Raw genomic sequence first — 888 nt, 5'->3', positions numbered from 1 at the left:
ATCCCGGCCAGGCCTCATGTACCCGAGCAAGGCCGCAGTCGCGGCCGACGCCGCTACCATCACATAGGGGTGGTTGCATGTCGTTGACGATCGCAGATTTTCCGCAGGCGATGAACGAATCAAAGTCGGTCGATTTTGGGGAAGGTGTCACGGGCACCTTGACGCTGATCGACTATCACGGCGACGTGCCGATTTTTTCACTGTCCGTCGACGGCGAAGTGCTGTTCACCGGGACGGCCGAACAGGTGATCGCGCAGGCTGCGCACTACCGCAAGCACCGGGCCATCGGGCCGGGGCAGGGCTACAAGCTGGTGCAGCGCGTGAAGCGGACGCCGTCCGGTGACAGGACAGACCCGATTGGGTTCTGGTCGACTATGAGTAATGCCGACATCGAGCAGCGCCTACGCGACGCGCAGGACCGCGCGCAGGCAGCCGAGCTCGCCGCGCAACGTCTGGACCTTGCGCCGCCGGTGCGACGCGCCGAGCTGGAGGCCGCGGCGAGGCTAGCGCGCGATGCGCAGGCGCACGCCGCGCGTGAAAGCGACCAGGCGCGCCGGCAGGAAGTCGAACGCAGTGCCAGCGACGCAACACCGTCTGGCGCGTCCGATGCCGAGCGGGCGAAGCAGGCGAGCGACCGCCGTATGGTCGAATTGCGCAAGCCGGGGGGTGTAAGCCCGACAATGGCATTCGGTTAAGGCTTCCCTCAAGCGTTAATGATCGTCAAAGACGGATGGGCGTATTTTGAGCGCAACGGCACACGCATGTGGGATTGCAAGTCGGCGTAGACGACATCATTTCAGTTACCCAAGAAAGCTGGCGAATAGCGTACACTTCAGTACTGGTTATTTATACAGCACCAAGGTATCCGCATGGATCGTCGCTTTTACT

At 62.4% G+C, this 888-nt stretch carries 1 protein-coding gene; it reads left to right on the top strand.

The window, feature by feature from the left end; translation table 11 throughout:
- Positions 1–77: 77 nt before the first annotated feature.
- Positions 78–695, top strand: coding sequence for a hypothetical protein (locus WM40_RS27185; protein ID WP_046154666.1), 618 nt, complete (start codon positions 78–80; stop codon positions 693–695).
- The last annotated feature ends 193 nt before the right edge of the window (positions 696–888 follow it).

This window comes from Robbsia andropogonis (genome assembly GCF_000970345.1).
GTDB classification, from domain to species: Bacteria; Pseudomonadota; Gammaproteobacteria; order Burkholderiales; family Burkholderiaceae; genus Robbsia; species Robbsia andropogonis.
This window is presented reverse-complemented; position numbering and strand designations above follow the sequence as displayed.